10 protein-coding genes are annotated in these 21849 nt (G+C 36.0%); all 10 read right to left on the reverse strand.

From position 1 onward, the window contains the following. Positions 1-412: 412 nt before the first annotated feature. The 10 genes from E0F76_RS06810 to E0F76_RS06855 all read right to left on the reverse strand — a co-directional run bounded on the left by E0F76_RS06810 (position 413) and on the right by E0F76_RS06855 (position 21849). Positions 413-2434 (reverse strand): aceric acid hydrolase, encoded by a 2022-nt coding sequence (locus tag E0F76_RS06810; RefSeq protein ID WP_132003281.1) that lies wholly within the window; start codon positions 2432-2434, stop codon positions 413-415. Between the two features lie 79 nt (positions 2435-2513). Then, the gene (locus E0F76_RS06815; protein WP_132003284.1) at positions 2514-4976 is read right to left on the reverse strand and encodes a T9SS C-terminal target domain-containing protein; all 2463 of its coding nucleotides are present in this window, start codon (positions 4974-4976) and stop codon (positions 2514-2516) included. A 6-nt stretch (positions 4977-4982) separates the two neighbouring features. Beyond that, a complete protein-coding gene (locus tag E0F76_RS06820) occupies positions 4983-7313 on the reverse strand; it encodes a DUF5703 domain-containing protein (protein WP_132003287.1) in 2331 nt (776 codons plus the stop codon). 145 nt (positions 7314-7458) lie between these two features. Continuing rightward, on the reverse strand, positions 7459-8889 hold the full coding sequence (locus tag E0F76_RS06825; RefSeq protein ID WP_132003290.1) for a sialate O-acetylesterase: 1431 nt from the start codon (positions 8887-8889) through the stop codon (positions 7459-7461). Then, a complete protein-coding gene (locus tag E0F76_RS06830; RefSeq protein ID WP_132003293.1) occupies positions 8886-12296 on the reverse strand; it encodes a glycosyl hydrolase in 3411 nt (1136 codons plus the stop codon). The genes E0F76_RS06825 and E0F76_RS06830 overlap by 4 nt, the downstream gene beginning before the upstream one ends. Positions 12297-12350: 54 nt before the next feature. Beyond that, positions 12351-15665: a glycoside hydrolase family 2 TIM barrel-domain containing protein gene (locus E0F76_RS06835; RefSeq protein ID WP_132003296.1), complete on the reverse strand. Its 3315-nt coding sequence runs from the start codon at positions 15663-15665 to the stop codon at positions 12351-12353. A gap of 106 nt (positions 15666-15771) precedes the next feature. Beyond that, positions 15772-16980 (reverse strand): glycoside hydrolase family protein, encoded by a 1209-nt coding sequence (locus E0F76_RS06840; protein WP_132003299.1) that lies wholly within the window; start codon positions 16978-16980, stop codon positions 15772-15774. A gap of 42 nt (positions 16981-17022) precedes the next feature. Continuing rightward, positions 17023-17808: a hypothetical protein gene (locus E0F76_RS06845; RefSeq protein ID WP_132003302.1), complete on the reverse strand. Its 786-nt coding sequence runs from the start codon at positions 17806-17808 to the stop codon at positions 17023-17025. Positions 17809-17989: 181 nt separating this feature from the next. After that, positions 17990-19642 (reverse strand): glycoside hydrolase family protein, encoded by a 1653-nt coding sequence (locus E0F76_RS06850; RefSeq protein ID WP_132003305.1) that lies wholly within the window; start codon positions 19640-19642, stop codon positions 17990-17992. Continuing rightward, entirely contained in the window at positions 19642-21849 is a 2208-nt protein-coding gene (locus E0F76_RS06855; protein ID WP_132003329.1) for an alpha-L-rhamnosidase-related protein, read from the reverse strand. Before E0F76_RS06855 ends, E0F76_RS06850 begins: the two co-directional genes overlap by 1 nt.

Raw genomic sequence — 21849 nt, forward strand, 5'->3', positions numbered from 1 at the left:
GTTGAATTGTTAAAATTGAAAAATACTATTTATTATAATTTCAAATTTATGCTTTTCAAACAGCCCTACCATCCTGTACTGTCCTGAAAAATATATTTATGATAATAATATTCGAATAAAAAAGTGATATCAATAAAAATAAAAAGAGAACATTATTATATATAAAGAGATTAAAAAAACAAAATTGACCCTATCCTTAATATCATAATCCACTGGAAATGAAAATTTTATTATTACTAAGAAGCAATAAAAATAATGTAATCTAAATTAAAAGAAAACATAAAAAAAGAGTAGCATACCTACTTTTCTTCTAGATATTTTAGATAACGGGAAATCGAGACAAAACTTCCAGAAAAAATTAATATTTCCTAGGAAGAAAGAATCAAAACATCATTTTTTATTTAGGACATCTTTAGTGTGACATCCAAACAGTCATTTCCCCTTTACCCTGATTTCCCCAAGCAAAATAAGGAATAAATTTGATCGTATATTCTTTTGTATTGTTTGTCGAAAATGGCTTGTATAATTTTTTGTCCCAAGATGTATCTTGATTGACTGCAGCATTCGCATCAATACTCAAAATGTTTCTGTTATCGATTTGTATAAAATTGGTTGAAAACTTAGAATTAACATTCAACACAACATCATTCACACTAATATTGGCAGGCAATTTATTAGATTCTAAACAATATACTAGAGGTCCGCGTTTTACTGCCACTTGATTTTTTGCTTCTTCTACTAACGGATTGGCTTGCATTAACTCAACTGGCATTGGAATATTCAATTCAATTACATCTCCTTTTTTCCATTTTTGATTCAGTTGAAGGTAAGAACCCGAAACTATTGCAGTTGGTACTTTCTTTCCGTTAATGCTAACATCAGCTCCTTGGCTCCAGCCTGGAATGCGCAAGAAAAAGGAATAATCATTTTTTGGAGCTTTTACTACTTTCAAATTAATTTTCCCATCCCAAGGATAATTCGTTTGCTGTTCTACTTCGATTTTCTCTCCAGCTTCGGTAGTAGAATTCAAGTTATTGCTTCCATACAAATTTACATAAACTCCTTCTTTTGAAAAACTATAAGCGTAGTTACTCACCTCAGCAATCGTTCTAGTCACATTAGGTGCGCAACAATTTGAAAAGGTAATATACCCTTCACGTTCATTGCCCCATCTTTGGTGAAAAGGCAAATCGTTAGAAACATTCAGCGGATTGTTATAACAAAATTTATCGCCTTCTAAGTTAATTCCTGAAAGCACACTATTATACAAGGCCAACTCAACTATATCAGCATATTTGGCATCTGCAGTTAGTTGCAACATTCTCCAATTCCATAACACATTTCCAATATTAGCACAGGTTTCAGTATGAGCTGTTGCATTAGGCAATTGAAAAGGCCTCCCATAAGCTTGGTGGATTTTTTGAACATCATTTGGATTATACGAAGTACCATCTGGTGACACTCCATCATACAAAGCGCCACAAGCTCCTGTGATGTACATTTTGCGATACGCCACATCATTCCAAATAGATTCTAAATTATCTAATAATTTTTTCTCTCCGGTTTCAGCATACAAATCGGCAACTCCTGCATACAAATAATTGGCTCTTACAGCGTGACCCATTGCTGTAGTCTGTTTTCTAAATGGAATTCTGTCTTGGTTGTCATCAGTTCCATCATTGGTGGTTCCTCTAATATCAATCAAATTATTAGCTAATTCCAGATAACGAGGATCTTTTGTGGTACGATACATTTCGACAATTCCCATATAATGCGAAGGGCAAATGGCATTACGAGCCAAATCAGGTGATGCTTTTTTATAAAAATCATACAAGAAATCAGCAACTCCTTTGGCAATAGTTAAGAAATTCGTTTTTCCCGTAGCACGATAATGAATGCAAGCCGCCGTCATCAAATGTCCCATGTTGTATTTCTCGAAGCCCAATTGTTTTTTTACTTCTTCCGGTCCTAATGTTCCCCAACGTTCATCAATAAGAACAGGAGTATGCAAGTAACCATCTTTTCGTTGCGCTTTGGCAAATAATGCAATGGCTTCATCCATTTGTTTGTTCAGTTTTTCATCCTTGGTTACAGCATAAGTTGCAGCCATGGCTTCGAAAACTTTATAAAAATCGCCATCTTGAAAAGAAGGTCCGCTGAATTTCCCTTTCATCATTCCAGCCGCAATTTCAAAATTTTTAGTAGCGTGCGTAATGGAATCATTGTGATACAAATTCCACATGTATGGTAAAGTGTTTTTTGTTTCTACATCATACTGTTCTTTCCAAAAACCATTCGTCCATTTTACATCCTGCAAATTCACACTTTGTAATTTAGAATAGGGGCTGTTCGTATTTGCAACTAATCCTTTGTTTTGCGCAACAAAAACAGTAGAAAAAAGTATCGTAGACAATAGTATGAACTGTTTTTTCATTTTGATATTTTTATATTAAATCTTATTAATTTGAATCCCTGTCAGGGTTCAAAACCCTGACAGGGATAAATAATCTTTATTATTTTACAAACACGTTTATAATACGGCTCATTGAATCACCATCAGCATCTTTTACTGTAAGTGTAAAAGTTGCAAATCCTTTTTTGTCTGAATTGAATTGGACTTTATTTCCTTTTAACGTAAGTGAACCATTCGTTTCATCCGAAAAAGTATAGACTGGTTTTTTCTCATATCCTTTGAAAAAATCTAATGCATTCAATTCTAATGTATCGCCTGAATTAATAAAATAATGAGGTTCTGCCATCCATCCTAAATAGTCATCCAATTGGGTAAATCCATCTTTGTCTGAATCTAAATTAGCCTCTGAAAAATCTCCTGATTTTGAATTTGGATTTAAGCCTTTTGCAGTTTCCCACCAATTCGGCAATCCATCATGATCCGTATCCCAGTCTGCAGATCGTTTTTCGTTTTTAAATTCTGGCCATCCCCCAGCATCTTGCTCATTATCTATGAGTCCCGGCAAACCGCTTTTACTACCTTTATAACTATAAGTTCCTTTTAGAGTTTCATCAATCATTCTAACGTCGTGTTTATCAAGAAACGGTTGATTAGCTCCTACATCCGAAAGTACATTTTTATATGCTCCTTTAGCCGTTTGAGTCGTCACTTTCGATTCGAAAAAAGGTTTATTTAAATAGATGTCATAATCGACAACAGCATTATTAGTTATCTTGAAAGTTCTTCCTTTCTCTTGATTTTTTTCATCAAAATAACCTGGCATTACGTTACCAACAAAATAGTATTGTTGTTTCCCTTTACCTACGCCTTCTATTTGTGCATTTAATGCAAAAAATATTCTAGTAGCAGCGCCCGGTTTGTAATAATTATTTACAAAATTCACTTCACTAGCACCACCATCTGTGGAACGGTGTCCCCAATTGTACACCACATTATTTCGAATATCCAAACGTCCTGAATAATAACCATCGCCATTTAGACCGCCACCCATACTCCAGTTTCTCCCTTCGTTGTGTGCTAATAAATTGTGATGAAAACTTCCAATATCACCTCCAATAGTAGCTGCATACCCATGCATCTGTCCTGCTGGGTATTTATCATGACCCGCTACATTCAACGCTTCTGAAATTAAAGTACGTTGTAAACTAATATGATGGGCGCCACGTGAACTGAAAGATTCGTCTATTGTCCAACTGATGGAACAGTGATCAATAATACTGAAGTTGGCACCTGTCAATCCCATTCCGTCATAAGTAGTTCCGCCACCAATTCTCACTTTCAAAAACCGAACAATTCCGTCGTTACCTGTCAATCCAATCGGCGCTCTACTAATCGTAATTCCCTCTCCCGGTGCCGTTTGACCTGCAACAGTGATATTAGGTTGATTGATAACCAACCTCGATTTGAGTTCAATTTTTCCTGACACATTAAAAACAATGGTTTTTGGTCCAATTTCTTGGTCCACTGCATCACGTAAACTTCCCGGTCCATCATCATTTAAATTAGTCACTTCAAGAACTTTTCCGCCACGACCTCCTATTGCATACCGACCATATCCTTCGGCACCAATGAAAGCCAACTGTGCTGGTCTAAAAGACCAAATATTCCCTGGAGTCACTGTTCCTTTATTGTCAATGGCATCTACTCTCCAATAATAAGTCGAACCGCTATATAAATTGGAAACAGCGTATTTGTTTTGTGTCAATTTCCCTTTGTACGCCGTAGAATTTTCATTGGCTGCAGCCACCTCTTTTTCATTTTCACCATAATACACTTGATGCGCTACAGCATTTTTTGAAGCATCCCATGTTAACTCTAATTTCTTATCTACTTCAACATGTTCATCGCCACTTTTAGGAAAAGGCGAACGCGCTTGATTCATTAAATTAGGAGTATCTATCTCGAACCCATTTATTACAATTTGATTTACAATAGTTGGATTTGAGTTGGCATCAATCTCAAAACGGATTTTAGTTTGCTCAGACTTGTCTACTGCGAAAGTAAGATAAGCCATTGCTACATCAATTCGGTCACTGGCTCTTTGACTCGCATTAATGGTCTCCACTAATTTTCCATTTACATAAATTTTTATTGGAGAAAAAGTCTTTTCTCTAATTACATCAAAGGCATTATGATAGGTTAACAGCGTATGTGTTCCCTCTTTTAATCCAGTGATAGTGAACTCTAAATTTTCGTTGGTAACCAATCCATCGCTTCCTAACCTACTGTAAAAAGGAGCGCTCATGCCAAGTTTATACCAATTGGAATTAAAGTTTCCCTTTAATTTCATAGTTAGTCCATTAAATGATTTTTCGGATTCTTTTTGTTCCTTTATTACCCACGATTCATAATTAGAATCATGTACTTCATCAAGTCTTCTTCCAGCAAAATCAAAATCGACTTTTACAATTTGCTTGTTTGATTCGTTTTTTACGGTTTGTGCTTGGCCACTTAGTGCAAACAAGGTGGATACTACCAAACAACTTACTACTCTCTTCATCATACTATTTTAATTCAAATTTATTTTATCTTCTACTGATTTATTCAGCAGATTAATTATATCCTTTTTTCTTTCTTCAGGAATTACTTGTAAAACTTTCAATTCACCATTAACAAGTTCTGCTTCTACTGTCGTATTATGTGTTGCATGCAATTTAAAATGCACATTCCAAGCTACTGGCCATGCCGGAAAAAGATATATTTTCCCATTGGCTTCTTGTAATAGCATTTCCTGCATTCCAATCATTCCACTTCCTCCCCAATTGTGGTCTGGAACCCAATCAAATCCTGGTCCCCAAAAGGCTGGAAATCTTCGTTCAGAATTGGCCATTTTTAATAAATTGTATTTGGCTGCTTCATTAGTTAAACCCGATCGAGCTGCAAAAATATTGTCTTGTTTCCACCCTACATGACTTCTGAATTTTATCGCATCGGTATCGTATTTCCAAGTATTTATAGCCGTTTGCAAATCAGGTTTTCCAATACCGTGAATTCCCCAAGGATAAACCGAATACAATTGTGGCACTTCGGTATTATTGATGCGTTCCCAAGATTTGGCTGGAGCCAATGTTTTATTGTTATCGATTACACGGTAATTCAAAGGAGGAATTCTGGTTTGAAATCCTTTCAAATAATCTATTTCTTCTTTGGACAATTCTTTTTCAGAAAGGTTTAAAAGCTTTTCGGAAATTACCGTCAAAGCAGATATGGTGCTATTGGCATTATACGCCATTTTATAAGTTTCCGCACCAGAACCGGGATAGAGAATTAAATGCCCGTTTCCATCCAATGCTTTTCGACCTCTTTGTTTGGCTAAAAAGTTATAATGTTCGTCAAAAAACCGAAGACAACTAATAATAAACGAATTGTATTTTTCAATGTTTTCATTCGCATATTCTTTCTGTTGCAACATCATTTGGCAAAACTCAAACACCGTGTCCCATTCGTATTCCAACCAAGCGTTGAATTCCATTCCGGGATCATAATCGGCAGGGCGTTTCCACTCGTATTCCGCTGGATTGGGCAAACCAAAATTTTCCAATTGCTCTGTAAAAGCTGCTCCGCCGTGTTTCCAATAGACTTGAGAACGCAATTCGGCATTTTTTTGCAAACTCAAATAATAGTCGATTTGCGATTTCATCATATCAAAATCACCACTTTTCACCATTGGAAAATAAACCAACCTTTGGTTTTGAGCTGTCATCGTTCCACCTCCCCAATTCCTAAAATCGGGTGTAAAATTCAAATCAGGATTGGTAAAAACAGGGTCGACAGTAAATAATCCACCGTTGAATTTTGTTGGGTATTTTCCATAAGCATTACATCCTAACATATAGCGAAACAATTGATAATTCTGTCCAATTTGATAGACCGAATCTTTGGCTGTTGAATGGTTCTTTTGTGTATAAATAAAACTCCGATTCCAGAAATCATTCCACCAAATTTGAGTCTTTTTCTCTGCTTTTTTGGATTGCTTTTTATAATTCGAAACCTGATTTTTCAGCCCGGAATTCCACTCTTTAATACTAGATTGATTGGTATATAAATGAAGCTCTAAAGATTGCTTTTTCATAGGTTTACGACTTGAAAGTCGGAAACCTTTAAAATCGGTATTTTGATAGCTTTCCAAATATGTTCCGTCTGGTTTCAAATTATCTCCCATCATAAATCCACCGAAAGTGAGGTTTGCCAAAGGATTCATCATTTGGTCTTTTACCGATTCCATTTTTTGTTGTTTGACAACCACATCAAAAACCGTTTGTTCGCGATTTCTATGATAAAATTTGACTCCGTTATTTTCAAATGCAATTGAATCTTGGAATGTCACAATTTCGCCTTGAGGAGCCCATTTATAGGAATTAGCGTTATTCGCTTTCCCTTTGGAATCTCTATTTTTATAACGCCAACTTTCGTAAGAAGCAGTCATTTTTAATGGGGTTTTGCTTTCCAAATCTAGATGAATTACAGGTTTGAAAACATCGACCCATAATTTGATTTTAGTGTTATTTTGAGCGATTGTAATGTAACCATCTTTCAATACTAATTCCTGATTAAAGCCATTATTATCTTGAAACGGATTTGGTGTCAAACTCACTTTTATTCTTCCTAATTTAAGTAAAGTATTGTGTTCATCGAAAGTTCCAGAACGAGAAAAATAGAAATACAAATCGCCTTTTTCTACCCACACATTCGCACCAATATCGCCACCACCCAGAGGCATTGATTCTGATGAATTGTTACTTTGTGTATTCCAAATTGGGTTGTAATTATCGAGCACAGGAATTTGCGCTTTCATTAAAAACGTACTAATTAGAAAAAAGAAAACTGTTATTTTTTTCATTTAATTTTTAAGTCTCGTTTGTCATTCCGTAGGAATCTTACGTTAATTATTCACGTTACGGAGATTCCTACGGAATGACAAAATTGTGTCCAATATCTTTTAATACATACCTACAAGGTTAAAAAAACCTTGCAGGAAATCTATATTACCACTCATCCGTTCTAAAAGACGAAACGGGCAAACCGCCACCACTAAACAATTCGGCTTTTGCAAAATCCTTAAACAAATAGCGAACCGCAACTGGTTTAGCCACTTTATCCGAAGTCAAAACCACTGATTTCCTACGAACCACGGCTTTAGCAGGATAGAATACTTTGTCAGCTCCTGCCAATTCAAAACCGGTTACTTCCTTATCGTAAGCTGTAATTCCGTTCGAAACATTATCAAAGGAAACAGTCACCGAGCTACCATCAACTTCCATGCCTTTAAAGACTGGACTATCATATTCAAAGCCTTCTATTCCGTAGGTTTTTGCTAAAGCTTGAAAAGCCAATCGGTTACCTCCTTTTTCTTTATCTGTAGGATGGATGCTATTTTCTTCGCCGATATCCATTAAAACAGCTATTCCAGAATTGGGAATTCGAGTCGATGCTTTCAATTGTGCTTCTCTCAAATAAGCCGAATTGTATTTCTCTAAATTGTCTTTTGGATGAAATTGTGCATAATTGAAAGGAGCAATTTGTGCATAATAAAAAGGAAAATCACCTTGCTTCCACAACCCCCTCCAACTGCTTACCATTTTTTGCATTAAAGCTGAATATTCCGAAGCTCTTTCATAATTCGATTCGCCTTGATACCAAATACAACCTTTGATTCCGTAACCAATAATAGGTGACAACATACCATTAAATAAAGTCGTTGGCACGCGATTAGGATCTTTAGCAATGTCTTCTTTCGTAGTTGGAATTTTAGCACTCGTAAAATCTTGCAACATTTCCTGATTCATCCAAGCTTCCATACTCGAACCCCCATAAGAAACATGAATTAAACCAACAGGAACGTTTAAAACTTCTTGCAAAAGTGATCCAAAATACCAAGCGGTTGCGCTAAAATTTGAAGTCGATTTGGGTGAAGCCATTTCCCATTTACCTTCAAAATCATCTTTGGTTTCTATAACAGTCGCTCTCGGAACCGTGATTAATCGAATGTTTGCATTCGTGGAACGTACAATAACTTCGTTTCCATTTTTGACAGGTTGTCCTTGAAAACCACTTAACGGCATTTCCATGTTCGATTGTCCTGAACACAGCCAAACTTCACCTATCAATACGTTTTTAATGACAATAGTTTCATTTGCTTGTTTTACTTCGATGGTAAAAGGTCCTCCTGCTGCAGGTGTTTTTACATTTAAGTTCCATTTTCCCTCATTATTAGCTTTTACCTCATACTTTTTCGAATCCCAAGAAGTAGTAATCGTGAGTTTATCATTTTTATCAGCCCAACCCCAAATGGGCGCATTCGATTGTTGTTGCAACATCATATCATCCGAAAACAAAGCGGGTAATTTGATTTTTGCATTGGCTTGAGTCATTCCTAGAATCATTACAATGGCAATAATGTATTTTAATCTTTTCATTTTTTTTCTTTTTTTTCTTTAATAATTGTTACTGGACCCAACAATCCCGCTTTCAGTAATGGATTTCCTTCCAATCTAAAAGGAGCCGTTGTCCAAGTCAACCGTTCTTCTTTTGGTAACTTTTCGTCACCCATTAAGCGGTTTGCCCAAGTGTTCGTGATTTTTATTCTAATTGTATTTTTTCCTTTTTTAAGAGCATCCGAAATATCCAATTGATACGGAAATGTCCAAAGGGTTCCACAGTCTTTTCCGTTGATACTAACCTCAGCTAGATTAGCAATTGTCCCTAAGTTCAACAAGATTTTATCTTTACGTTTTCCTTTCCATTTGAATTCCTTCGTGTAGCTTGCCGTACCCGAATAATATTTTATACTATCATTTTCAGAAGTGCTCCAATCAAATAATCTGTCGATTTTTATCGGCTCTTTTGGGCCGTGAAAAGCTGGATCGAATTGCAATTCCCAATTTTCATCTAAAGTTTGCGCAATTTCAAATGATGGATTTTGATTCTCTTTTGCTACAGCTTTCGATTTCTCTTTAAAAATCACAAAACCCGATTCGTTTTCTACCAACGAAACAGGAACAATCGTACGCCCGTTTTCTTCTTTCCAATTGGGTAAAGCCGAAGTTTTGTCGGTCACAGGGTTGTACCATTCTGGTGTTTTTCCAATCACTCTAAACGAAGCTTCGAATTGTCTTTTTCCTTCTTTTTGATTCGAAATAAAATAAATATCCTCCGTTTCTGATTTGCGATGTGTCCAAGCTATCTTTTCTGAATCAGCTCTGTTTAATTTTGGAAAAAACACATCTTGTTGAATTCCAATCTCGTTAAAATCAGTTCCCAAATAAGGTAATTTTATCAGTCTTCCTTTTCCAATATTCCTTGAATTTTCATTGGAAATATTCCAAATTTCATTCACTACTTTTCGCCATTCTTTTTCATCTTCTTTCGAATGAATTCCCGGTTGAATAGTTGGATTTTCATCAATAAATACAGTCGCTCCTTCTTTTACTAAGTCCAAGATTTTTTTGGCTACAGCCAATGAAATCATTTTATTTGGTGCCATTTTATGACTTCCCGGAAATAGTAACGCACCATAAGAAGTTCCATCAGCGAAAACTACTTTTCCGTTGACAACCTTAGCGGTATTCAGAAACACATCCGAGTTAAAAGAATCATACTGATAACCATTCATAGCATTAATCCATTCGGATAAATCGGTGCTGTTTTTTGAATATTTCACTTCTTTAGGCATTCTTGCGGAAGGTTGTCCTTCATTGGCCAAACGTGCTTTTTCAGATTCAATACGTGCTTCACCAAAAACATTTGGAATAAAGGGCAATAATCGATCTGGAAGTACCGACCGTGACGGCAAATCTTCTCCAATAAAAACCGCCAAATCCGTTACTGGTTTTCCTTTTTGCAACTGAAATTGTACTCTTTGGCAATAATCAAAAAAGGCTTTTCCTGGTTTCCACCACGTTTGATCGCGTTGAAAAAAAGTTCCAATACCATCCAAAGTCATACCTGGTTTTCTATCAATCCATGGATTATGTACAAAAACATGATAGAAAAATCGGTTGATTCCCAAGGCGTAATTTCTATCGGCCAAAGTTTTTAGATTCCCCGGATGTTCGTCCCAATCCATTCTTAATTCGGTAAAAGCTTCTGCCTGTATAATATCTTTCCCATAAATATGTCCACCTGAAATGGCGTCCAACATATCGTTTGGTTTATCATGAGTAGGACTTTTAAGCCAAAATTCACCACTTGGATAATCCACATATTTAAAATGCAACAAGCCATCGCTCATCATCGTTGGAGCAACATTTTCAGAACTGAATTTTACATTAGCCTTTTTAGCAATATCTGCCAAAGTTCCAAAAAAGTTATCCGCAACTAGTTCTGAAATTGTTTTTCGAACATCATATAAAACCTTTTCAGAAGTTTCTATATTATCAATCGGAATTCCCGCCATGACTGGTAAATAATCAACGATATCATAGCCTCTACGATTTTTGAATTCATCTCTAAAAACAGAAGACCAGTTTTGGCTACCACATTCCCAGCTATCCATATGCAGAATTTTCACCACCTTCGAAGCCAATTCAGGACCTGCTATTCGTAACATTTCTCCAAACCAATGGTCTAACTGAAAACGAATCGCTTCGGTATTAAATTTATCAACTTCTAATCCTTTTCCTGCTCCACCAGTTGCATTTTCATGACCCGTTGACGTGTGTCCAAAACGAATAATTCGCCAATTTCCTGCAGAAGGTTCTTTCCAATTCAGAACGCCATTTTTATCAACAAATTCAGAAACATTTATCATTTTTGAAGATTCAACGCAATCACTATTAGAAATTTTTTCAGCAGAAGTTTGTGGACTCAAACGCCAAATTGCTCCCGATTTTCCTTGGTAGTTATCAATCAGCGCTTCATTCGATAAATAGATTTTAGCCACTTTCAAGCCTTGATTCCATTTGGCTGGATCCAAATCTTCTGCGCCGGGTTCTGTTCCTTCGGGATCATATATAAACCGGAAATATTTTGCTTTTGTTGGGACAATGCTGTGGGTATAAAAGGCATCTGTATCTTGCCATCCTTGACGTGGCGTTGTTAATCGGCCCAAGCTTTTAAAATTCATGCCATCATCACTAACTTCAACAATTAAACGATGTGCTTGATAGTTATTTCCTTTGGTTTCGATTTGAATGGATTTACACAAAAAAGGTTTATCGAACTCATATTCCACCCATCCTTTTTCGTATAATTTAAATTCGCCTTCTTTTTTACCATTACTCAAAAATGAAGCATCAAAATTCGCTAAAGTAGAAGTGATTTTTGGATGATTTTTATCGGATGTAGTAAAGTTTTCCTTTATCGGAATGGCAAAAGTCGCAATGTCTTTATAATAGTCTTTGTAATGTTTTGGAACTTCTAATTTCAAGGTTTTAATGCTATTCCCATTTACAATTGTATCCGCCCAAACTACTTTTTGCATCGACATTTCGGGGGTAATCCAAGGACCCCCTGCAACGGCAAAACCATCAGCAGGATGAAAAGCGATTTTCACGCCCAATCTATCTGCTTCTGTAAATGCCCAATGTACCAAATCCCAAAATTCTGGACTCAACTGTAACACTGGAGGATCGATTAATGGTGGATTATCCGGGCCTTTAATAGTCATCAAAAAAGCACCTCCAATTCCGGCTTGTTTCATCGCTTCCAAATCGGCTGTTATACCTACTTTAGAATACGCACTTTTCATCCAATACCAATATACCCAAGGTCTAGATGATTCGATTGTAGGCTGGAAAGTGGTTGTTTCTTTCTTATAGGTTTCCTGTGCGGAAAGGATTCCCACAAGAAATAAAAGAAGAAAGAGGTGTTTTTTTTGAAACATTTTATTATTTATTCAACCCTGTCAGAGTTTTGAACTCTGACAGGGTTAGCGTTGTTATTTTTTAAACTTTTTCAAATTCGTTTCTAATCCATTTTTAGCTTCCGCAAAAGGAATCAGATAAAAACTATAATTATAATCTCCCGAAGGAATTTGATATTTTTCTAAAGGCGCTGCCACTGGCGACCAACTGTCATTTCCTCCCACTCCCATCTGTATCAAATCGATATTCAAGGTGATGTATCCAGGGTTTATTAAATCAATAGTATGCTTGGCTTTGTCCAAATTTTCTTGAGTGTACGGCCAAGCACTCATGCTCAATGGTTTTTCATCTTGAACCACCAACAAACCTTTGTTTTTAGACGGATTCGTTAATGCCATCCACCGTACTTCGGTTCGATTTCCGTTCTCTTGTGGTTTTACATACGGTTCGTCAAATTGATTTATTGGCAATGAATATCGCCCCACAGTAAATCCAAAACTACGATCAATGTAATTTTCTAATTCTCCTTTTCCGTACCACGAAATTTGTTCAAAATCTTTTTGAATGCCCATTTGCATTCCGATTTTTGGAATGTTTGGCAATTTATTTGAAGCTTTTAAACTATAATTTACTTCTATAATTCCACTAGGTTGAATCGTGTACATCACTTTTACCTGTGCACTATCTTTAATAACTTCATATTCACTACTGATTTTAATTGAACCATTTACCTCTTCTTTTTTAACGGCGACCAACTTTGGAATAGTAGAATACCATTGTTTCAACACTTTATTTGGCTTCCAACCTTTTCGATCATTATCTGTTAAGGGTCTGGTAAAATGGGGCAACAAAGGAGCAAAAACTTGTTCTTCGTTGTTGAATTTATACGAAGTCAAAGCACCATTTTTTTTATCAATTACGATAGTATATGCTTTTCCATTGATTTTAAATTCTCGATCCGTTTCAGAAACAATTATTTTTTCTTTAGAATTTGTGGCAATTTCTGTTGGCGCATTTTTCGCTTGTAACAAAAATTGATCGGTTGCTACGGCAAACCCTTTAGTAGCCCAAAATTCGTCTTTTGAAAGCTGGAATTCAATAGTAACGAAATACTCAGCATCCTTTTTCATCTTTGGCAAATAGGATTTGATGTCAAAAACAGTCGTTTCACCAGCTTGTAATTGAAAAGGTTTCAATTGAATTTTTTTAATGATTGTTCCATTTTCTAAAAACTTCAAAACCGGAATAAAAGCTGCCAAAGAATTAGCTGCTTGACGATTGTGTATTTTTAATTTAGAATTACTTTCTATAGTAGTTGCCGCAGGTTGATAAATCCATTTGTTTTCAAACATGGCGGCTTTCGGTCTTCCATCTGAGGAAGCAATACCGTTAATATTGAAATTTCCATCGTGTTTTTTTTCTCCAAAATCACCTCCATAACCAAAATATTCTTGGCCTGTTTTTGTGTCTTTTTTAAGCAATCCTTGGTCTTTTAAATCCCAAATACAACCACCAATAACTCTTGGAGTGGAACGGAATTCATCCCATAATTCTTTTAAATTTCCTGTAGAATTCCCCATTGAATGGGCATATTCAACAAAAATAATAGGTCTAGTATCCGTCTTTTGATCTACTAGAAATTTAGGTGTAAAAACGCCCGGATAAAAACGACTTACCATATCAACATAAGGTTCGTCTTGTGGATTTTCAAATCGATGCGCATGATCAACCGTTCTCGGATATTTAGGATCTAATGGATCGATATAGCCATCTAATCTCGGATTTCCTTGTGCTGGTTCATAATGTATTGGACGTGTAATGTCGTAATCATGCGTCCATCCCGCCATTGCAGCGTGATTTGGACCTTTTCCAGATTCGTTACCCAAACTCCACATCACAATTGATGCATGATTTTTATCGCGCTCTACCATTCGGGTCATTCGTTCCAAATAAGCGTGTGTCCATTGGGGATCATTGCTTAAAAAACCACCCAATCCATGCGTTTCTAAATTGGCTTCGTCCATGACCATTAAACCGTATTTATCACATAAATCATAGAAATAAGGATCATCTGGAAAATGACTGGTTCGAACAAAATTGAAGTTGAATTTCTTCATCAATTTTACGTCATCTTCTAAATCTTGGTGATTAACGGCTTCGCCACGAATGGGATGATGCCCGTGATGATTGACTCCGTAAACATAAGTCTCCTTTCCGTTGATGAGCATTTTGCTGTTTTCTTTCGAAAATTCGATAGAACGAAAACCCAATTTACAGCTTTTTACTTCGCTAATAGTTCCATCAGGATTTTTTAGGGTCATTACCAAAGTGTATAAATTTGGAGATTCAGAACTCCATTTCAATGGGCTTTTAATCGTTTCTTGGAAAAATCCAAATCGCACTTTATCCAATCTTGGCGAAACTTCACTAATAATATCAATAGCTTTTCTGCTTAAGGCTTTTTCGAATAGAGGTTTATTTTGAGCATCGTATAATTGTACTTCAAAAGTTTGATTTTTAATGGTATCACCCGTTAAATTGTCTAAACGGGGACGCAATTGAAAGACCGCATCTTGGTATTTTTTGTCTAATTTGGTTTGGTAAAAGAAATCGGCAATACGTAATTTTGGTTCCGCCATGATATACACTTCGCGCTGAATTCCGCTCAAACGCCAGTGATCTTGGTCTTCTAAATAGGAACCATCACTATATCGCATTACTCGAACGGATAAAATATTATCTCCTTTTTTGAGGTAAGGTGTGATATTAAATTCAGATGAATTGAAACTGTCTTGTCCGTAACCCACAAAATCACCATTAATCCAAACTTGGAAAGCCGAACTGACTCCACCAAAATGAAGACTTACGGTCATTCCATCCCAATTCTCTGGAACGGAAAATTTGCGTTGGTACGAACCAACGGGATTATCGTCGTGGGGAACAAATGGAGGATTAACCGGTCTAAAGGAATAAACCGCACTTTTATAAATGGCCATTCCGTAACCTTTCATTTCCCAATTGGAAGGAACTTCGATTTTATCCCAAGCTTTCATTTCACTTTTGTAAAAATCTTGAGGCGCTTCTTGAAGGTTTTTAGCAAATTTAAAATTCCATTCGCCATTCAACATTTTAATTCTGCTTTTGGAGCGATTTCCTTCTAAAGCATCAGCAACTGTAGCATACGAATAAGCAGTTGCTCTTGCGGGCTCTCTGTTGATACTCGTAACCAAAGGATTCTCCCAAGGATTATCAGTGTATTTCTGTGGGATTTTTGGTATTCCAGCAGGTTCGCCCGTAACCAATTGGGCTTGCGCTGTTAAGGGAAGTAGTAAGGTAAAAGTAGTAAGTAGTAAGATAAAAGCCGGAATACGGAATGATTTTGAAAACATTAAAGATTTCAAACACTTTTGTATAAAATTCAACTTACTTAAATTAATCATAATACTATTTTTACTCAATTTCAAAACTTAATACTTGATACTTATGCCTTAATACTTACTTCTTCTTTTCTGGTGGTGCTACAAAATTCATGTCGCTTTTTCCTAAATCTTTTGAGGTAGCAACTGCAATTCCTCTTTGCTCTCCTTTATTCACCGCGCAATAAAAATGATAGACAACGCCATCATGTTTTACCACAAAAGATTTATGAGCAAACATATTATCATAAGGCTCAGAAGATTCAATTAAATTGTCGCCTTTCCAATCGTTCCAATGAATTAAATCGTTCGATACTGCAAAACGGTTAAATGCACCTTGATCCCAACCTGTCCAAAAAGCGCCAAAATAGAACATTACCCAAGTATCATTAATGCGCTGAATATAGGCATCTCCGGAAATTCCTCTATGATGATTGATTAAAGGTTTGTTGCCATAACGTTCCCAATGTATCATATCGTTCGACACTGCCATAGCAATGCGCTCTGCTCCTTTAGCTGGATTTAAGCTGTCGCCACGGGCATTGTAATACATAATGAAATCATGTCCTGTCGACTTCTCTTTATCTCGAATCACTGTGTTTTTATACATAGTACTGTTGTCCCACCAACGCACATCTTTATCTTTTGGAGATAAAACAGGCTTGTCTAAACGTTCGAATTCGTGCGCTTTGGTTGGCGAATCTTTGGTATACGCCATCCCGATTGACAACACTCCGGCTTCATAACCTTTGCTATCTCCACCAAAATAACTCATCCAATATTTATTATCATACTTTTCCCATTCATAACTTCCACCCCAAGTTGGATCTTGCAATGAAATATATCCTGCTTTTTGATTGACATCCCAATGTAATTCATTTTTTTTCGAAGTTTTATTTAAATTTTGGTTATCAAGAACCCCCTTTTTTATTTCATCGGTAGAAAAATCTTTTTCGTTGGGGGTTTCAGAAAAAGACATTACTTTTCCCAAATGTTTCCAATGCAATAAATCATCGCTTTCAGCCAACCAAGTTTCGTAACCTCTACCTCCATAAATCAAGTAAGTCATAAACCATTTTCCGTCTTTTCGAAATACAGAAGGGCAATCCATTTTATAGGAGTTGTCCGTTGGCACCATCACTAACCCATATTTATAAGGCGTTTTGATTTCGTTGTAAATCTCCTGCATTACAGCATCGTTGATTTCTCTTTTCTTGAATTTGGTGGCGCAACTGGCGATTAACAAAGTTGCGATTCCAAAAACGAGATATTGTATTCTATTTTTCATTTTGTGGTTTTGACTTACTATTCAAATTGTTAATTTACAAACCTATTTATAAATGAATTCGGTTTTTTCAATTAATACATTAGCCTTCATTTTTTTCATTTCTATTGGCAGTCCAAAAGAATTATATTTATATTCATAATTAATATCTATTCCTTCAGTTAAAACATTTCCTGAACTAACTTCATAATATCCAAGTAAATATTTTGGGTAAACTAAATTATTTGGGTTTATTTTATCATCATAAGTTTTATTGGGAAAAACAGATTTATCAGAAGTTTTATATAAAAAATTGCCATTGTTATTTAAAACAATTGTAGCCTTTACAGTAGGCAATCTTCCGTCTTTACAAGATGATATTTTTTCTATTTTATTTGTAAAATGTGTAAGTTCTGCAATGCAAGGTGACTCCTCATAAACATCTGAATTTGTAACACTTTTACGTAAAATTCTAATTGATGAAATTTCATCACCTTTATAATCTATTAGTGTAATTGCACTTAATTTTGGATCGGAATTATCAAAATGAATTTTTGAGATAAAACCATTTTTGTATTCGTACGATTCTATGATTGTAAATGACTCACTTTTAATAATACGTTCTTTAATTGTATTGTCTTCATTGTATTTAAAAACTACGTTTTGTTTAAATTCTTCTTTTCCATAATTTATAACATTTAATTCCTGTAAATGATAATTTGCAGGAATATCTGCAACCATTTTATTAGATGCTTTTTGATTGGTCATTTCTGAATGATTATTAAGAACTGAGTTAAAAGACAATTGTGTTAAAACAATAGATAAAGTAAATACTAGTTTTAATTTTTTCATTCGTTTTGTTTTAGTTTTATTGATATTTTTCAATTTTTGAATTTATCCTTATTTCAATTTTCAATGGGACGCAGATGACACGGATAAAACTGATCTTCGCGGATCTTTTTTCTTGACAACTTTGTCAAAGTTTTGAACTTTGACAAAGATTTAAAATCTGCTTAAATTTGTGTTCTATTTTTTATTCCAATTCTTTCAATCGAGATTCCATTACGTCTCTGTTCAATTTTACTTTGACCATTCCTGTAGGGTGAAATCTTTTTTTCAAATCGATTGCATTATAAACAATTGTGTAAACATCGTTCCCTTCTGGAATCAAACAAAGAGGCGTTCGCATAATATCCCACCATTTATTGACTTTGGTTTCTATTGGCAAATAATGTGCTTCAGACCAATTTTTTCCATCTTTGGACAACGAATACGCCATCATATTGGGCAAATGATGTCCCCAACCGTCTGGGCCTCCATCAAAAACAGCGATGTACATTCCGTTTGGAAGTTGGCTGACAATTGGATTTTCCACAAAAAATGGATGCATCGACTTGATTGGATTGCTGCCATCTTTTATTCGTGACCAAGGGCCTTCCAAACTATTCGATTCGGCCAAACCAACAAACCAGCCTTTACCAGATTTCTTTGGGTAATCTGCCCAAGATTGGAATGGAAAGGCTCCGCTGTAAAATCCAAGGTATTTATCGCCGACTTTATACGGAAAAAAAGAAGCCACGCCTTGACGCCCTTCCCAAGATTCGGAGTCCAATCCCGGTTCAATAATTATACCAGTATCTTTATATGGACCTGCAATTCCTGCAATTCCTTCTACAGTTGACTCACAACGCCAAATTCTTCCAAAAGAATGATTGGGTTGAATTTCTTTGTGAACGGTGTAAGCCAAATAATAGCCGTACCATTTGTTTTCTTTTTCACTGAAAACAGGCATATACGACCAAATCGCAGCACGACGATCGTTCATCGGATTGTCATCTTCGGTAATTGCATATGTTCCGCTTGCCTGCAAAATCGTGGATTCTCTTTTCCAATGAATGGCATCCTTGCTTGTCCAGTGACCGATTTTGGTTTTTACACGGTCGTAATACATTTCTATTCCTGCTTCTCCTGCTCTTTCGGTTGGAAACATATGATAAACATCGCCAACTTTTACCACTCGTCCTCCTTCAAAACCACCTTGAATTCCTTCTGTTCCAGAAAACCCTTCGTCAATTACGGGTTTATTTTCGCCGCCGATAATTTCGAAAAGCGGTTTTTCATCCGAGAATCCTTCCACGATAAAAGTAGGATTCCATAATTTTCCATCTGGGAATTCTGCATTACGGGAAAGGAGTTTTTGATTGTTTTTGATTACACCCAAAACCACAAACAAACCTTTTCCTTCTGGATTGATGAAATGCGTTCCTTTCGAAAAAGAAACTGCATACACATTTACCGGAGGCAACCCTGTTATGGTTACGCCATTTTCGAGAAGCAATTTGGCATTGTTTAATTGGCGGTAAGTTGCATTATCTTTTTCTTGAAAAATTCCAATAAGCACTTGAACTGGTTCTTTGAATTTTAGTTTTAATGGCAAATTTATTCCGTTTTTTAAACTTTCTAATGGAAGTTCAACTCCTGTTAATCCTTGCAATTCGGGAGCCAATCGAACAATATTGTGTTTGCTTCCCGAAAAAACGTGTGCATATTGAGTCGTTTTGAAAGTTTTGTAATTCGGATTTACAACTTCAAAAGGAGCGGCTTGCCAACTGGAATTTTGAGCCAAAACTGAAAAGCCTAGAAAAATCAGGAACAGACAATAAATATGTTTACTTTTTTGAATCATTATTTAACTACTTTATAACTTATTTGGTACTCCACATTGGGTTGAACCGTCAATTGGTATTTATTTTTAGACAATTCCGTAATTGTTCCCGAGTTGGTTTTTGGTTTTGATTGACTTTCGAAAATCAATTTTCCTTCGCCTTCGGCGGCTTTTATTTTTATTGCTGTCTTGCTACAATATACGCTTATTTCTCCTTTTGGAGTTGGCACTTTTCCTTCCATCCATTCCAAACCGCCTAAATTCGGTTTGATTTCGTATTCGGAATAACCTGGTTTTAAAGGTTTTACGCCTAAATAATATTTCCCCAGCAAATAAATTGGGCTGGAACCCCAGGCGTGGCAAAGACTTTTTCCGTAAGGGCGTCCGTACATCGCTAAATGTTCTGTTCCTTTTTTATTTGGGTTGTATTCTTCCCAGAAAGAAGTTGCACCTTCTTTTAACATTCCTCCCCAATAGTCTTTCATTTCTTTCAAAACATAATTTTGCTCGCCCATAGCACACAAGGCTTCCAACTCATAAAAACGCATATAGGGTGTTGTGATTTGAAGAATTTTATCATTGAGCAACACCTTCTTTTTTATACTTTGTTTCTGTTCTTCATTAAAATAATTGAAAAATATACCGAACATATTAGCGTATCTAGTTACAATATCTTGCATTTTACCGTCTATACGCTGATGCTTCATCACGTTTTCTTTTTTATCCCAAAACACATCGAATAGTTTTGTTTTTAAATCAGCAGCTAATTTTTGATACTGTTTTTGGTCTTCTTTTTCACCAGCAATTTCAGCACTAACTGCCATAGCTTCTAAACTTCTCGCTAATAGCATTTGCTCAAAACTAACCTCTCCCTTTTTTGGTAATCCGTCTGCCCAATCAATAAAAACCCAATCGCCTTCTAATGGTTCCAAGAATCCGTTTTTGTTTCTCCTTTCTAAACAGAATTCCATCAAGGATTTCATTCGTGGATAAAAAGTTTTGATAAATTTTGTATCTCCCGTGTGTAAATAGTAATCGTAAACACCCACAAACCAATACAGCGAATAATCCATTATGATATTAACGTGAGCCGTCACCGGTTCTTTTCCACGCAGCGCCAACAGCGTTCGTTCTACGGAAGCCGAATCAAAGAATAAATAATAATTCATTAAATAACTTTGATAAGCATCGCCAGACCAAACCCAACGGTCGCGTTTAATCCCGTCTACAAAAAATTCGCGAGTTGTTAATTGCATCGTGTAAGCTGACACATCCCAAATTTTATTCAATTCTTGGTCCGATGATTTGAAAGCCCCACGATAGTCTAATGGTAAATATTCATAAAGCATCGAAATAGAATCATATTTTACCGTTGGATCTGCTTGTACTCGAACATATCGGAATGCTTTGGATCCATTATGCGTGTAGGTTTCAGGTTGGTTTCCATCAAAAGATAAATGATCTAATGTTTCGCATTTGGCGGTATCCAGCGCTTCCTCGCGAGATTCACCATAATAAAGTGCTACTTTTCCTTTTCCTTTTAAACCGTGAATTTTAATGTAACCAAACGTTTCTTTGCCAAAATCCACCAACTGACCAGCTCCTATTTTTTCTGTTTTTTTTGCGTTCCAAGGTATGGTTGTTAGTTTAAACCCGGAAGGTTTACTCTCTGGTGAATCAAAATTCCAAGAACCAACAGGTACCCATGGTGTGCCTGATTGTTGTGCTTTTCCAGTTTCATCAATCCAAAGTTTATCTTCATTGGTCACCTTCCAAGACGCATCAGATTTAACATATTTACCAGCAATATAAATAGCTGGCAACACCTCTTGATTATATACTTTAAATGAAATTTTGTGTTTCCCGGCAGGAATTTTTATTGATTTTGGTTGCCCGTAAACCTGCACACCGTCTAAAAGTAATTGAAAAGTGCCTTCTGAGTAGATTTTTATCTCGTCTAGTTCTGGAATATCGACTTCAGTTTGGAAAGTTACCAAGGCATAAGGACTGTAATATTGCCAAAGCGGTGGAAATACAGCTTCCCGTTCTGTACGTCTTACTTGGATTTTATTGCTTAACCAAACTTCAAAATCTCCCGGATACCAAATCCAAGTGGCTTTACTTTCCTTTGATTGTGTTTGTGCAAAGCTTGAAAAACCTTGAAATAAAAAACCAATTGCAAAAGCAATAAGCCATATATTTTTTACTGAAAAAATTGTTTTTTTCAT

This window comes from Flavobacterium cellulosilyticum (assembly GCF_004349355.1).
Taxonomy (GTDB): Bacteria; Bacteroidota; Bacteroidia; order Flavobacteriales; family Flavobacteriaceae; genus Flavobacterium; species Flavobacterium cellulosilyticum.